The sequence below is a fragment of the Desulfobacterales bacterium genome (genome assembly GCA_029211065.1).
Lineage (GTDB): Bacteria > Desulfobacterota > Desulfobacteria > Desulfobacterales > JARGFK01 > JARGFK01.
Window position 1 is genome coordinate 1 of record JARGFK010000033.1, and the last position, 14383, is coordinate 14383.

A 14383-nucleotide genomic window follows, 5' to 3' on the forward strand; every position below is an offset into this window, starting at 1 on the left:
GCCTTCCAAATCAGGGAGCATTTGCACTACTGTAATCGATTCGGCCACCATCTCCTCAACAGTTCCTGTGCACATCGGGAGGCCTCATCCAGGCGCACGCCCGTTGCGGTAAAATGTCCGGCTGTCAGCCAGGTGTCATAAGGGGTAACATAGTTATTCGCTGCCAGAAAATCCAGGCTTTGTTGAAATTTATTGTATTTTTGGCGCCAGCGAACCGGCAGGATTCCCACACGGCACCCGGCGGTTAAGGCTTCATATACCATGGAAACACTGTCAGCAGTTACCCAAACCGTTAAGTTCTGTTGATACTGCTGTTCAATCCACCCAGGCGGTGTATTTATCGAGTTGAAAAATTCCACTCCGTCGATTCGGGCGGCAAGGTCTTCCAATTGGTGAAGCGTCTCCTGCGGCGTACGCGGCGATGATGAAATGGTCCAACGCAGGTCCGGCCTTTTTTTCACAAGGGTCTTAACCTGATCCATCAATGCTTCGGAATCCCAGTGATGGCTCTTGGGATCCAACCCTCCCACCAGGATCAGACCCCTTCGATGATCATGGGTGTCCGTGTATGCGACATTGTTGGGAGGACCGATGGTCTTGAATATATTATCCAGCAGCTTTTGCCGGTCGTGTTGCGGAACAAAACACAGGTCCATCCGGTCTCTGAAAGGAAAATCAGGCGTCATGCAGGTGACCACCCTGGCCCGGGCGCATTTCTTTTTAAAAAGAAGCATGGGAATGTGGGTGGCGGAACCGGTCCCGATGATCAGGTCCGCACGGTTTTCGCCATGCCTTGGAACAACCGGCCGAATCAGCAAGGCAATAAATGACAGCCATGCCCGGATGCGCTCGGCCCAGGAAAGGGGATTAACCATCCGGTGAGCCTCCTCAATGACCGTTAATTTCGACAAAGCATTCAACACGCCCCGGGTCTGCTTTTCATGACCCAGGCGGCCATCCCAGAAAGAAACCACCCGCAGCGATTCCAGTCCGTCGGGGTAATTTGTATCAATGTTTGCAGGTCGCGGTTTACTCATAATCAATCCAGCCGATCCCGAATAAACTCCAGAAACGTCCTACTTCCTCTCCGAACAAGACTTGGGCGCCGATTTTGGCAATATCCCCATCGCGGTATGGATGATAATCCGGAAAGCCGCTGAAGCCTGCCGTTTGACACCCCTGCTTGGCGAACGGCCGCATCACTGCTGCAAAAACACCTGTCGGCGTTGAGAGTAAATCAAACCGATAAAAAAAGAAAGGCTGCCCATAAATCTAAAAGCAAAGAATTGCAAATCAAATTGCCCCATAATCAAAAAGGCACTTAGACCCAGAATTCCCATGCTCCAGAGAGTATTTTTATGATAAATGAAACGCATCAAATGCCGTTTCAATACAAAACAAATGGTAAATACCCATATAAGTCCTAGTATCCCACTGCAAACAAACACCTCTAATATAACATTATGGGCTGTAAAAAGGACCAAACCCTTCAAAAATGCGAGAGGCTTCACACAGCCAATGCCAAATCCCAGGAAGAGGTGTTCCTGAACTGTGGCCTTCAATAAAGCAATCCAAACGCCTCCACGAAGGCTGAGTTGAAAGCCTTTGTAATTTAAGTAGTATAAGAGTGCAAAAAGACCGAGAAGCATGGCCCCGCAGACTGTTAGTCGAATCCAAGTCTGAATATCTCGTCTGATCGACCCCCAAATCATTACAGCGCAGCATACACCCAGCCATGCACCTCTTGAATTTGTTAAAATTAAAAGATATAATCCTATTGCTACCCCTACAATGCTTATTATCGAGTTAAGGGATAGACATGACCATTTCTTGTTTCGAACAAGTGGCAAAACCAAGATGCAAAGACCGACCAGATGCACGGCGGCATTGTTGGGGTTCTTATAATAAGAGAAAAAGAAATGATTTTCCGGATCATGTAAAAAAAGAAAATTCCCCAAAATAACAATAAAAGCCAGAAGATTTACAAATAAAAGTCCTTTGCGTCGCGCTAATTCCGCAAAAACGAGTGCAAACGGAAAAAAGAGACACCCTCTCAAAACATTATATACCCCATCTGCAGAATGACTGACACTTTGAGAAAACAACGTAAAGAAGATCAAGTAGGCAAGAAGCAGATAAAATGCTATTCTGATCTGTCTATCTATTTGTATTACTGAGCGATATCCCCACGTGACAAACAGGGCAGGAATTACCAAAAATGATGAAAGTTTTCCGGGCAGATATAAGCCGATCAGGGCCAACGCCAATAAAATGAGGGAAGCCTGAATAGCTATTGGATGTTTTATATGGTCCAATTTGAAAGAAAAAATTTTGTTGATCATATTGTTATAAACCTTCAATAATGGTTTTGGCACGATGTTGATAAGTGTGGTCTGATAAAACACGCTTTCTTGCCATCTTAGCCAAGTTATGAGATAGGACTTTATTTTTTCTCAATGCCTCTATTTTTTCGATCATCTCCCTGGGTGATCGAAAAAAAATTATCTCTTTGTCCGGTTCAAAATATTCGGAGAGTCCGGATCTGAATTCGACAACTTGCGTAATCCCATATCCAGCACACTCAAAGGTACGCATATTGGTCCCCTCCCGCACGACTTGGGCATGAATATTAAGCGAGATAGAATATTGGCTGTAAATTTTTCCCATTACGTAATTGGAGACCGGCGGGGAAAAACTTCTGGGATGTAACCAATAAAGTGAGCTTTTGAGGAAATAGTTACCATACACCTTAAAATCAATCCTGCTGGATAAGAGGGCCTTCAAATAGATGTCACGTTTGGGATCCTGATTGCCGATAAAGCAGACGTCATGTTGGGTATTGACCGCTTTGAAAGGTTTGTGGATTTCCGGAAGGTGCGCAAATGGAAGAATTCCCCCGAACTTTTGTTTTTTAAGATGAGGCACCACTTCATCTCTATAGCCGGGATCAGCAAGGTAAACGCGCCCAAATGGCTCAAGCTGTCCCAAAACCAGCCGTGGGTCATCAGTAATCCATATGACGTGCTTATCCGAGTGATCTAAAGCTGAAAATTCCTTGATCGTATTAATAAAGATCGCAATATCGTATTCAGTTGAAGCGATTTCTTCTGCCAGCCGCATTCCCCATTTTTTTTTATTTTTTCTATAATCCAATTTGTCTTTAAGTCCCACAGGGTAAGTAAAAAACCATTTTACATGTTCAGACAAATCTTGTAACGCCCGGAAAAAATAGTTGCTAAGTCCCCCTTTCCAGGGTTTGGCAACCAAAATAACCTTGCCGGCAATAAACTTCTTAACCTCTTTTTTCATTTTGACTGAAGCACCAATTCCAATTCTATTCGTTATGCAACAAACTGAAATTTCCCATTTAAATTGCGGCAGTCTCCCCAATGTCCATTAATTTGGCCAGGGCCGCCAGGACCCCGCGGGTCTGTTTTTCATGACCCAGGCGACCATCCCAAAATGAAACGACCTTGAGCGGTTTCAAACCGCGAGGGGGGGTTGCATCACTATTTTTCAGTTGCGTTGGTATCATCATGCATGGAGCCGATCTTGGATAAAATCCCGAAAAGCCGTTTCCTCTTCTCCGAATGTGGCCTGGACGCCGATGACAACAAGCTTCAGGGGCCAGTGGATTCTTCCTGAAATTTTGCTGAAATCTTTCTCGGTCGTTGCCAGGGTCTCAGCACCCGCCTGCCGGGCCGCTTGCAGGATAGCGGCGAGATCCTGATCGGTATAAGGGTGATGATCCGGAAAAGCGCTGAAGCCCACCAATGGACACCCCGTTTCCGTCAGCGAATCTCTAAAATTACGATTGTTCGCCAGCCCGGAAAACGCGAAAACCCGCACCTGTTTCATCCCTTCCGGACCCAACGCAGGCGACGCCGTCTGGCCGGCGGGTTCTTTCGAACCCACCACCCGTGCGATCATCGGCATATGACGGGACCTGAAAACAGGCCGGCGGGGCGCCATTTTCCGGATCTTTTCAACCGTTGCTGTTTTTTCTTTTGGAGACCGCGTCAGAATAACGGCATCACACCGCAGCAGCGCTTCTCCCGGCTCCCTTAACGTCCCCCTGGGCAGCAGGTGATCGTTGCCGAAGGGGCGACGATCGTCCAACAGGACCAGATCGATATCCCTTTCCAGCCCGATGTGCTGAAAGGCATCGTCCAGCACCACCACGTCAACGCCGAACGCCCCAATGGCCGCCATCCCGGATTTGAACCGATCCCGGCCCACCAGCACCGGGATCCCCTTGAGACTTTCCGCCAGCAAATAGGGCTCATCGCCGGCCATTGCAGGTGTCATGCAGATACGTTGCCCGTCACTGACGATCCCCCCGTTTTTTTCAGCGCCGCCTTTATACCCCCGGCTGATAACCGCTACTTTATATCCGAGCTGTTGCACCAGCCGGGCCACATAAACGGTCATGGGCGTTTTACCGGTCCCGCCCACGGTAATATTTCCTATTGAAACAACCCGGCAGGGCAACTTTTTTGTTTTCAGCAAGTGCCGCCGGTAAAGGACCTGCCGGCCCTTCAAGGCTGCCGCATAAAGTCGTGAAAGCAGATACAGCAACAAATCAAACAGATTACATCTGCCGCTGTCGTCCGTCATGGCGGACTGAACTTTGTTTGTCAGATAATTCATTTACGATAATTTCCAAATTTCTTCTCACCGCGCCTTTGTTTTCGCAGAACACCCGATACGCGTTTCGTCCCATCTCATCTGCTTTCAGACTGTTTTCCATCAGCATGTGGACAGCAGTGGACAGTTCCCAGGCATCGCGAACCTGCAGTGCCCCCCCGGATTCAAGGAGCATCCGGGCGATGGCAATAAAATCGCTCATATCCGGCCCGAAAAGGACCGGTCTGGAAAATGCCGCCGGTTCCAGCGGATTGTGGCCGCCGCAATCCACCAGGCTGCCGCCGATAAAGGCCATATCGGCCAAGGCATACAAAGCCCTTAAATCGCCGATGGTATCGACGATAATGACATCGAACGGTCGCGCCTCCTTATGGGAAGACAGGTGTGAAACAAGCGCGGTCGCTATGCCCGCCTGCTGAAACAGGCGGACAACCGCAGCGGCGCGCAGAGGGTCGCGGGGCGCCACCATCAGGGTCATATCAAAATGGTTGCGCTGCAGCCGGATAAAAACATCCCTAACCACCGCTTCTTCACCTTCATGAGTGCTTCCCGCCAGCCAGACTTTTTTCCCCGAAGCGATTTTCAACCGCCGGCGCCACTGCTGTATCTGATCGTCTGGAACCGGGTCATCGTTCTGGTCGAATTTCACGTTTCCGGTCACGATGATCCGGCCGGGAGGGATGCCCAGCCGCCGAAAGCGTTCCGCATCCAGGGAAGACTGCGCACAGATTTTTAAAAGCCCGGAAAACATCCACCTGAAAAAAAAAGCAAATCGTTTGTAGCCGCTGAAGGATTTTTTTGAAAGCCGGGCGTTGATGAGCAGAACCGGCACCTTGCGCAGAGTCATCTCATGTAAAAAATTCGGCCAGATATCGGTTTCGACGATAACGACCAGCGCGGGGTTGATCTTTTTCACAACATGCCTGACCGAAAAGGCCAGATCGTAAGGGTAGAAAAAAATCGCATCAACAATCCCGGTTAAACGCCGACTTGCCACTTCATAGCCGGTTTGGGTGGAAACCGAAAAAAAGATGCTGTAATTTTCTATTTTATTTTTCAATTCCGCTACCAATGAAACTGCGGACAAGACTTCGCCCACGGACAATGCATGAATCCAGACCGGACTTTTTATGTTTTTGCGAACTTCCGGGCAATCGATAGCGGCAGGCAGACGTTTAAACCCCAGCCGAAAGGGAAACGTCCGGCGCATCTTCTTGGAAGCCAGTAAAGCAGACAGGATCAGAGGGAGCCCCAGCACCGTCGCAATAAACAACAGGATATTATAAACGAAAATCACAAGGAGCCTCACTCTGCATGCATCAGCATCAGGACGCCCAGACAGAGAAAAACAAAATTGGCTGCCCAGACAGCCAGCAGGGGCGGCAGCATTTCACCGCGGCCCAGCGACACGCTGAAACTGTAAAAAACCCAGTACAGGAAGGCAACCCCCAGTCCGTAAACGATACTGACCGGCAGTCCTTCCTTTAACTTCCCGCGAATCGCAATCCCGGTGCCGACCATGCTCAACAGCAGACATACAAACGGAAACGCAAACTTGGCATATAGATCGATGCGCTGGGAGGTGGCATCGTAACCTTCCGATTCGATCCGGCGGATGTAGGCATAAAGTTCTTTAAAACTCATCTCTTCTGATTTATTGGCCACCCGCTTTAAATCTTCAGGTATGAATTCCAGTTTTTCAACACGCTCCGGATAGAATTCGACGGTGTAATTTCCTTGTTGCGAAATTGAATTCTGCTCCATAATATCATACAATACCCATTGCCCCTGCTGATAGACCCCTTTGGGGGCATCAACCCTTCGCACCAGTCTGAACTCCCCGTCGAAATAGTTTAGTGAAATGCCGTAAATGGCCGGTATCTGCGGGTCATAATGTTTGATATGGATGATGGCGCGGTTTCCTTTCATCCAGATATTCTTCTCTCGCGATAAAACAGCGGCTTCTTTGCGGACCTCTTTTAACCAGATATGATTGGCCCGCCCGACAGTGAGGGGGACAACCACCTCGGAAAGAAAGAACATTAATAAACTCACCAGCAGTCCCATGGCGATCATGGGTTTTAACAGGTGGTAAATGCTGACCCCGGCGCTTTTCAGGGCGATGATTTCATTGTTTTTATTCATCAGGCCGAAAACAACCAGCACCGCCAGCAGGAGTCCGACCGGTGTTATCTGGGCGATGATGAAAGGGGCCTTGTAGACAAAAAATATCAGCGCCCTGGAAAACGGCAGCCCTGCTTCCAGAAAATCATCGATCTTTTCAAAAAAGTCCACGACAATATAGATGCCGACGACCATGAATAGGACAATGGTCAGGTATTTAAGAACCTCGCGAATGATATACTTATGAATTATCGGCATCATCTTTAGACAGTCTTTGTATTAGCATCGTTCCCGTTTTTTTATCAACCGGGACAGAAAATTCATCTGAAAGGTCCGCTCCCGGGCGGTTTGCCTGAGCAGAAAAAACCCGATACCCCCCATCACGACATTCGGAACCCACATGCCGATCAGTGGCGGATAAACCCCGGCTTCACCAAACACCCAACCGGCGGAGAGAAGGATATAATAGCTTAAAAAGAAAACCAGACCCAACCCTACGCCATAAGACCGTCTGGCTGAACGGGAGTGTATCCCCAACGGAACAGCCAGCAGTCCGAGTGCAAAACACGCAAACGGAATTGAAAATTTTTTATGGAATTCCATCAGGGTCAGATAATACTGGTCGTTTTTGAGGGAGGTATTTTTCAAATAGTGCCGCAGCTCGGCCAGATCCATTTCTTCTTCGTCTTTATCGCCGCCCCCCCGGACCGGCTGTGCCATCCGCTTGATATCCAGGGTGATGTCATAGGTGTCGAAATTGATGGAGTGGGCCGAACGGCTCTTCATGTCGACCTGATTAATGGTTCCGTTATACAACCGCAGTCGGTACTGCAGGTCCTGGGGATTGCTGAACAGTCTCCCTTTTGACGCCACCACGGTACTGATCAGGTTCGGGGTTCTTTGATCCTCAATGAACACATCCACCAGGGCTTTGTTCTTAAGGTCGACCTGATTCACATAAAGCATTACACCGTCAAAGCTGTCGCTGAAAGTCCGCTCTTTGAGGCCGATGTCAATGTTTGAAGAAATCACCTTGAAGGACAACTCTTTTAATGAAAGCTTGCCCCAGGGCAAGGCATAAATCGCCATGAAACTTGTCAGCGCCCAGCCGATGAAGGCAAAAAGAAAAACCGGCGGAAGCAATCGGTAGATATGACACCCTCCGGCCTTGAGCGCCACGATTTCATTATCGCTGGACAAGCGCAAAAAGGTCAGCAATACCGCCATCATAACGGACATGGGGATTACGAATTCCAGAAAAAAAGGCATGGAATAAATCAGCATCAACACGATCGCCCACAGGCTGACCTTATAATTTACCACCAGATTGGTGATATCGAGAATTTTCGTCATCAGAAAAATAAAGGTCAGAAAAAACAGATTGATGACAAACGGCGGGATTAGCTCCTTAAAGATATAGCGGTTAATAATCGTATTGAATTTCACTTGAGCCCTTGACCCCTTAAATATGAACATAAATTCAATGACGTTTTAATTCGCTAAAGAAACCTGGCGAATAAAAATCCCTCCCAGCCTCCCTTTTCGAAAGGGAGGAGAATATTTTCCCCCTTTGTTAAAGGGGGTAGGGGGATTTCTTTAATGAAGTTTGTTTAAATCCATTTTGCTAAATACGCCACAAAATCTACGTGCAGATGTACTTAACAACCCTTCTGATGATGCTCTATATTGAATAACTATCTTATTTGACATCATAAATTAAGTCAATAGGCGCTGCCTTAATATAGTGTTCGCCCGCTGAATTCCCTTGACTTTGAGATCCCCAAACATTAATCCTGATCCATGACAATAGCCGACGACAAGTACTACTTTAAGATGGCGTGGTTCTGGATAATCGGTTTCGGTCTTTTCCGACTATTTTACGCTTGCCTGTTTCCGCTGGTTCCGGACGAAGCAAACTACTGGCAGTGGAGCCGGCACCTTGCCTGGGGATACCACGACCAGGCCCCCATGATCGCCTGGGCCATCAAACTGACAACAGCCTTATTCGGCCACACTGAACTTGGCGTGCGGTTGCCTTCGGTGATCGCCATGACCGTGGCCTCGGCTTATCTGATTCTGATCGCCAACAGGTGGATCGGACCCGAAACGGCATTTAAGACTGCGGTTTTAAGCCAGGCAATCCTTGAGTTCAATGTCGGCGGGCTGCTGGCCACGCCGGACGGACTGCAGGCGGCGGCATGGGCCGGGGCCTGTTACCATGTGGCCGGCGCCTATGAAAGCGATGAATGGTCGCAATGGATCATGGGCGGACTATGGTTCGGCTTCGGCCTGCTCAGCAAATACACCATGGTTATTTTTTTGCCCGGGGCATACCTTTTCGGCCTTTTTTGCCCGCCCTATCGCAAGAGACTTGCCGGCCTCCGTCCCTACGTCGGGGTTTTGCTGGGATCGCTGCTGTTCCTGCCGGTCATCCTGTGGAACGCCCAAAACGATTGGAACTCCGTGCGGCATGTGGCCTACATCGGGGGCGCCAACCAGCAATTTTCGATCCACTGGAAATATTTCGGGGATTTCATGGCTTCACAGGCCGGACTCCTGTCCCCCCTGGTCTTTCTCATGGTTCTCTGGGCCTGGCTGATGGTTCTTTTTAAAAAGTACCAGGTCGAACGACGGATCTATTCCTTTCTTTTTTTCACTTCAGTCCCCATGTTTGCGGTTTTCGGTTTTCTAAGTCTTCATACCCGGGTCTACGGCAACTGGCCGGGGGCCGGATACCTGACCGCCTGCATAATGGTCGCAGCATTCTTTACAGAAAAGACAAAAGATATTTTTCGCCCCCAGAAACTTTCATCGGGTCACAAATTATGGTCATGGACGGTGGGAACCGCCTATTGCATTACCGCCCTGATCCTGCTCCAGGTTGTCTGGCCGATTCTGCCGATACCGCTGAAACTGGATCGCACCGCCACGGAACTCTCCGGCTGGCGGGAGCTGGGAATTAAAGCGGAAGAGCTCCGCCGGCAGATGCCGATGCCGGAAAAAACCTTTTTCTTCGGCCTGCGCTATCAAACCGCCAGCGAACTGGCCTTTTACACCCCGGGACAGCCCCGGACCGTCTCCATCAACAAATGGAAAAGACCGAATGTGTATGACTACTGGTGGAAGGACAAAGACTTGATCGGCTGGAATGCCGTGGGGGTTACCTATGAACCAGACAGTCATATCACCCGGCTGAACCAGGTGTTTGAAAAAGTCGACCCGCCCATCGAACTGAAAATCTACCGCCAAAAAGTTTTCTATTCTGATCAAAGCCAAGTAACGCCGGTCAAATCCTTTTTTCTTTACCGGGCCTATGGCTTTAAGGGGGGACTCCGCTGGGTGCCGCCGGATCAGAACGATATCCGGGCCGGCTGACACCTGAAGGGACAGATATCAGGGACTGGGGGTCAGGGATCGGCGGGGAACGAGGATCAAGGTTGGTTGCGAGTAAATCGTAACGCGGGACGAGTGACGGGTAGGCATTACGTAGTAGGCAGTAGGCAGTTGGCACGGGCGGTATATTTGCCTTCGGTCTTCAGCCTAAGAGCCTTAACACAGAAGCGCTGCAATCAAAGAAACCGGAGAGAGAGGTATTGTCTTGCAGAAATCCATTGTTTATTTCCGGCAGCCCGGAGAGCAGAACACCCCGCAGGTAATCCAGAAAGCCAAGGAACGCGCCCTGGAACTTGGCATCAAGGAAGTCGTTGTTGCCAGCACCTCGGGGAAAACGGGTGTTGCCATGGCCGACGCGCTGAAAGGCACGGGGATCCGCACCGTAGCCGTGACGCATCATTACGGTTCCCATGAAAAAGGCAAGTGGGATGTGGATCCCGGTCATGAAGCCGAGCTGAAAGCACTGGGTGCAGCCATTGTTTCCCAGACCCACAGTTTTTCCGGCATCGAAAAAGCGATATCCAGGACCAGCGGCGGCATCAGCCGGATTGAAATTGTGGCAGATACCCTGCGCAAGCTGTTCGGGCGAGGATTTAAAGTAGCAGTTGAAGTGGCTGTCATGGCGGCCGATTCCGGCGCCATTTCCATGCAGGACGACATCATTGCACTGGGCGGTTCAGCCCGCGGCGCGGATGTGGCCTGCGTCATCAGACCCGCCCATTCCAAAGACTTTTTCAGCCTCCAGGTTAAAGAAATCATCGCGATGCCGCAAGAAAAATAGATCCGGAGAAGTATCATTTTTTTTCGCTATAACAACCTGAAATGAGCGATAACGAAATCGTATTAATTGTCGATGAACACAATCAGGTCGTCGGGGCTGAACCGCGATCCGCCATGCGCCGGATGAATCTGCCCCACCGCGCATCCTACATCCTGGTATTTGACCGCAGAGAGCGTCTTTTTATCCACAAGCGCACCCAAAGCAAGGATGTTTTCCCGGGGTATTATGACATTGCCGGCGGCGGTGTGGTGAAAAAAGGGGAAACCTACCGCCAGTCGGCGGAACGGGAACTGTTTGAAGAACTCGGCATCCGCGGCGTTCCCCTCACCGAACTCTTTGACTGTTTTTACAGCGATGAACACTGTCGGGTCTGGGGCCGGGTTTATCGCTGCGAATACAACGGCGATATGACGCTTCAGAAAGAAGAAATTGAAAGCGGCCGATTTATGGCGGTCTCCGATATTCTCACAAACACTGATAGTCTGAAAATCACTCCGGACTCCCTGCTAATCCTGCAGCGATATGTGCGGATGCAACCAACAACTCTGTCTTAAAAGATATAGGAGGTCGAAATGAGCGGTAACAGAATTCATTACGGCTGGATCGTCATCTTCATGGGGCTCCTGACCACCATTGCCGCCCACGGCTTCGGACGGATGTCTTATACCATCATCCTGCCGGCCATGAAGGACGGCCTCCAGTTTAATTACACCCAACTGGGGCTGCTGGGCACCGGAAACTTTGTCGGGTATCTGACCATGGCCATCACCGGCGGATTTCTGGCGGCCCGCTATGGCACCCGCATCGTGATTACCCTGGCGCTGATCCTGATGGGCATCACCATGATGTTGACGGGGCTGGCCCAATCTTTCGGGTTTGCCCTGACCATGCGATTTTTAACCGGTCTGGGCAACGGTGCGGCCTATGTTCCGGCCATGGCGCTGGGTTCGGCCTGGTTTGTTATCACCCGGAGGGGGTTTGCAACCGGGATTGTTTCGGCCGGAATCGGCGCAGGCACGCTTATATCCGGTCTGTTGGTGCCGCCCATATTGGCCGCATACGGTCCCAGCGGCTGGCGCTTTTCCTGGTATATCCTGGGCGGAACGGTCCTGTTGATCGCAGGCGTCGTGTCTCTCCTGATCCGCAGCCGGCCGGACGAAAAGGGTCTTCTGCCAATTGGCGCCATCCCGCAGGAATCTGCAAGCCCGGCGGCCTCAGCCGTTAAGGTTTCCTCCCTTCAATGGACGGACGTATATACCATGCCTTCGGTCTGGTACCTGGGGATTGTCTACTTTTTCTACGGCCTGTCTTATATCATCTATATGGTTTTCTTTGCCGCTTATCTGGTAAAGGAAATGGGGCTTTCACCCGCCTGGGCCGGCGGGTTATGGGCGCTGGTGGGCGGGTTGAGTGTTTTTTGCGGCGTGATCTGGGGCAGCATCTCCGACCGTCTCGGCCGAAGCCGAGGTGCGGCTTTGGCCTATCTCGTTCTGGGAATTTCCTACCTCATCTTTGCCTTGATCAAAAATAAATACGGATTTTACCTGTCGGCAATCACGTTCGGACTGACCGCCTGGAGCATTCCCACCATCATGGCGGCGGCAGCCGGTGATTTTGTCGGCCCCCGCCTGGCCCCGGCCGGGCTGGGGTTCATCACCCTGTTTTTCGGAATCGGCCAGGCCTTGGGACCGGCCATTGGAGGTTTTATCGCCGACATCAGCCGGTCTTTTACCATCCCGTTTTTAGCGGCGGCGGTGATATCATTTGCGGGGATGGTATTTTCACTGTATCTCAAAGCGCCGGGGGATAGGAACAACTCCTGAAGAATCCACAAAAAAAACTATAAATCCGAAAATCGAATTTCGTGCTTCGAATTTAGAGCCTTCTCATTTCGCAAGGCAGGGCCACTAACTGACCTGGCCTTGAATACCAGGTTTTTCGTGCGGGAATAAAGAGAGAGCCACTCTAAAATAGAAAGTTATGTCCTGATCATTCCCGCCGGTGAAGTTTCTTGATTCTGAACAGCTCCTGAAAGACAAACAGCGATTTTTTCAAGCTGTCATACTGAATCCGCGAATTCTCAGCGTGGCGCCAGACCACCGGAAATTGAGCAACCTTAAAGTTGTTCAGTTTGGCCAGCCAGAGAATCTCGGGGTCAAATATAACACTGTCCAGTTTTTGTTGGGCAAAGAGATTCCGTGCGGCCGGTGCGGTAAATATTTTAAACCCGCACTGGGTGTCCGGGTAGCGGATGCCGAGGTAAAAATTCTGAATGACGGTATAAAGCTTGGCTGAAAGCTCCCTGAAAAAGTTCTGATGCTGGGTGACCACCGATCCGCTCAGCGCCCGCGAGGCAATCGCCGCGTCAAATCCCTCCCGGATCAGGGCCAGGCCCCTTTCCACCGCTTCGATGGGAACGGAATAGTCGGCGTCCATAAACATGATGATGTCGCCGCTACCCCTTAACATGCCGTAGCGGACGGCGTATCCCTTTCCCCGATTGGGATGATACTCCAATGCCTTTAAGACAACCTTACCCTTCGTCTGGAAGCTGCCGGCAACCTCGCGGGTTTCGTCTTTGCTGCCGTCACTGACCACGACGACTTCACTCGGGTAGTCCTGCCGCTCCAGATAGGCAAGCGTCTGGGTTAAGGTGCCCACAATTCGATCCGCTTCATTATATGCCGGAATGATAATGGATAGTTTCATTAAACGCCCTGTTTTTTTTTCAATAGACCCTTTTGTTGCAACTGCAGGGCAAATTGGATTACCCGGCGGCTGATCCCGGCAAGCAGGAGCCCGCAAAGTGTCCCGGCAATACTGCCGATGAGAACATCAAAGGGGAAATGAACCCCCAGATAGACCCGGGAATAACCCACCAGGAAGGCGATCAGGTAAAACAACGGCCATAATTTTCTGAAAAAAAAGCTTAAGAAAAAGGCTGCTGCAAAAATATTGGTCGCATGAGAGGATGGCAGTGACAGGGATTCCCCCCGGACAATCGTTTTTAATTCAGGGGTGACACTCCAAGTCTTAAACATTCTATCATACAGATGAACGTGCGACAGGGAATGATAGGGCCGGGGCCGGTCGAACAGCGGCTTTAAAACGCCCGAGCTGATCCATTCTGAAAAAGATATCAGTGCCAGTATGGCGATGGCAACGATTCGAAGCTTGATCTTCGTCTGAACAAACGCAAACTGCCGCAGCGGGATAGAGAGCGGCGGGAAGTTGACTTTTTCCAGCTTTAGAACGATCCGCTGGGATACCCGCGATCCCGCTAATATGAATAACAGCCAGGCGATCAGCAGGGGCACATAAAAATTCTTTTCATTTGAAACAAACGGCATCAACGCATCGAAAAATGCGTTCTTTCCGCCTGTGTTAATCAAATAAAAAAGACTGACATCTATTTTTTCGATCAATGGCCACATCGTT

General features: G+C 50.2%; 15 protein-coding genes. 4 read left to right on the forward strand and 11 right to left on the reverse strand.

The window, feature by feature from the left end; genetic code table 11:
• Positions 1–26: 26 nt before the first annotated feature.
• Genes P1P89_09255 through lptF form a run of 9 tightly spaced genes read right to left on the reverse strand, consistent with a single transcriptional unit; the run spans position 27 to position 8217 of the window.
• Entirely contained in the window at positions 27–1037 is a 1011-nt protein-coding gene (locus P1P89_09255) for a mitochondrial fission ELM1 family protein (GenBank protein MDF1591686.1), read from the reverse strand.
• On the reverse strand, positions 1030–1200 hold the full coding sequence (locus tag P1P89_09260) for a hypothetical protein (protein MDF1591687.1): 171 nt from the start codon (positions 1198–1200) through the stop codon (positions 1030–1032). The genes P1P89_09255 and P1P89_09260 overlap by 8 nt, the downstream gene beginning before the upstream one ends.
• Positions 1200–2342, reverse strand: coding sequence for an O-antigen ligase family protein (locus P1P89_09265; GenBank protein ID MDF1591688.1), 1143 nt, complete (start codon positions 2340–2342; stop codon positions 1200–1202). Before P1P89_09265 ends, P1P89_09260 begins: the two co-directional genes overlap by 1 nt.
• Before the next feature lie 4 nt (positions 2343–2346).
• On the reverse strand, positions 2347–3309 hold the full coding sequence (locus P1P89_09270; protein MDF1591689.1) for a glycosyltransferase: 963 nt from the start codon (positions 3307–3309) through the stop codon (positions 2347–2349).
• A 58-nt stretch (positions 3310–3367) separates the two neighbouring features.
• Positions 3368–3538 (reverse strand): hypothetical protein, encoded by a 171-nt coding sequence (locus P1P89_09275; GenBank protein ID MDF1591690.1) that lies wholly within the window; start codon positions 3536–3538, stop codon positions 3368–3370.
• Complete coding sequence (lpxK, locus tag P1P89_09280; GenBank protein MDF1591691.1) at positions 3535–4650, reverse strand: tetraacyldisaccharide 4'-kinase; 1116 nt, start codon at positions 4648–4650, stop codon at positions 3535–3537. The genes P1P89_09275 and lpxK overlap by 4 nt, the downstream gene beginning before the upstream one ends.
• Positions 4592–5944, reverse strand: a complete 1353-nt coding sequence (locus P1P89_09285) for a 3-deoxy-D-manno-octulosonic acid transferase (GenBank protein MDF1591692.1) — start codon at positions 5942–5944, stop codon at positions 4592–4594. The genes lpxK and P1P89_09285 overlap by 59 nt, the downstream gene beginning before the upstream one ends.
• An 8-nt stretch (positions 5945–5952) precedes the next feature.
• Positions 5953–7032 carry an LPS export ABC transporter permease LptG gene (lptG, locus tag P1P89_09290; protein MDF1591693.1) on the reverse strand — a complete coding sequence of 360 codons (1080 nt, stop codon included), beginning with the start codon at positions 7030–7032 and terminating at the stop codon, positions 5953–5955.
• A gap of 18 nt (positions 7033–7050) precedes the next feature.
• Positions 7051–8217 carry an LPS export ABC transporter permease LptF gene (gene lptF / locus P1P89_09295; protein MDF1591694.1) on the reverse strand — a complete coding sequence of 389 codons (1167 nt, stop codon included), beginning with the start codon at positions 8215–8217 and terminating at the stop codon, positions 7051–7053.
• Between the two features lie 354 nt (positions 8218–8571).
• Here lptF and P1P89_09300 point away from each other — a divergent pair, with 354 nt between their 5' ends.
• The 4 genes from P1P89_09300 to P1P89_09315 all read left to right on the forward strand — a co-directional run bounded on the left by P1P89_09300 (position 8572) and on the right by P1P89_09315 (position 12768).
• The gene (locus P1P89_09300) at positions 8572–10146 is read left to right on the forward strand and encodes a glycosyltransferase family 39 protein (GenBank protein ID MDF1591695.1); all 1575 of its coding nucleotides are present in this window, start codon (positions 8572–8574) and stop codon (positions 10144–10146) included.
• A 223-nt stretch (positions 10147–10369) separates the two neighbouring features.
• Complete coding sequence (locus P1P89_09305; protein ID MDF1591696.1) at positions 10370–10945, forward strand: pyruvate kinase alpha/beta domain-containing protein; 576 nt, start codon at positions 10370–10372, stop codon at positions 10943–10945.
• Positions 10946–10986: 41 nt separating this feature from the next.
• A complete protein-coding gene (gene yfcD, locus P1P89_09310) occupies positions 10987–11499 on the forward strand; it encodes an NUDIX hydrolase YfcD (GenBank protein ID MDF1591697.1) in 513 nt (170 codons plus the stop codon).
• Positions 11500–11517: 18 nt separating this feature from the next.
• Positions 11518–12768 (forward strand): MFS transporter, encoded by a 1251-nt coding sequence (locus P1P89_09315; GenBank protein ID MDF1591698.1) that lies wholly within the window; start codon positions 11518–11520, stop codon positions 12766–12768.
• 166 nt (positions 12769–12934) lie between these two features.
• Here P1P89_09315 and P1P89_09320 read toward each other — a convergent pair whose 3' ends face one another.
• On the reverse strand, positions 12935–13654 hold the full coding sequence (locus P1P89_09320) for a glycosyltransferase family 2 protein (GenBank protein ID MDF1591699.1): 720 nt from the start codon (positions 13652–13654) through the stop codon (positions 12935–12937).
• The gene (locus P1P89_09325; protein MDF1591700.1) at positions 13654–14379 is read right to left on the reverse strand and encodes a phosphatase PAP2 family protein; all 726 of its coding nucleotides are present in this window, start codon (positions 14377–14379) and stop codon (positions 13654–13656) included. The genes P1P89_09320 and P1P89_09325 overlap by 1 nt, the downstream gene beginning before the upstream one ends.
• Positions 14380–14383 lie beyond the last annotated feature (4 nt).